The organism is Bradyrhizobium sp. Leo114 (assembly GCF_055229415.2).
Genome location: NZ_JBUYEN020000186.1, coordinates 1 through 805 on the forward strand (window position 1 = coordinate 1; position 805 = coordinate 805).

An 805-nucleotide genomic window follows, 5' to 3' on the forward strand; every position below is an offset into this window, starting at 1 on the left:
GCGGCGATGTGCTCGAAATAGCGCATGAGCATCGCGGCGCTGCGCGACGAAAACGAACGCTTGAAGGCGCTTTTGGCGCAAACGCAGACGGCCTTGAGTGAGCATCAGGGGGCACTGGCGGCGTCGGAGGAAGCACGGCGTCGGCTGGAGGTCATTCTCGGCGAATTGCGCCGCGACAAGTTCGGTGCGAAGTCCGAGAAGCTGCGACCAGATCAGTATCATTTGCCGCTCGAAGACGTGGAGATCGCGCAAGGCGTCCTGGACGCTGCGCAGGAGAAGGCGGCCGCGATCATCCAGGGCCGGTCGCGCGGCGGATCGGATCAAGCTCGTCATCGCAATCGGGGCTGCTTGCCTTCTCAATTGCCGCGGGTGGAGCGGATCCTCGAGCCTGCGAGCACGCTTTGTCCGTGCGGTTGCGGGGCGATGACGAAGATCGGCGAGGACGTCAGCAAACGGCTCGACGTGATCCCGGCGCAATGGCGCGTGCTGGTCACGCGCCGCCCGAAATACATCTGTCGCCGCTGCTCGGGCCCTGTCGTGCAGGCGCACGCACCGGAGCACGTCGTACCCAGCGGGCTGCCGACCGAAGCGGCGATTGCGCACGTGATTGTCTCCAAGTTTGGCGACCATACGCCGTTTTACCGTCAGGCCGAGATCTATGCGCGCCAGGGGATCCGGCTTGATCGGGCGACACTGGGCAATTGGTCCGGCCGCGCCTGCTTCCATCTCCGACCCGTTGCCGACCACATGCGCCGCCATCTGGCAGCGGCGGATCGTCTGTTCATGGACGAAACTACGGCGCCGG

The 805-nt window shown here is 65.1% G+C and carries 1 protein-coding gene; it reads left to right on the forward strand.

What is annotated here, in order from left to right; all coding sequences use genetic code 11:
* Positions 1 to 24 precede the first annotated feature (24 nt).
* Positions 25 to 805 (forward strand): IS66 family transposase (locus tag ACZIRK_RS45315; protein ID WP_474419853.1); only part of this gene is annotated, 781 nt, incomplete at its 3' end.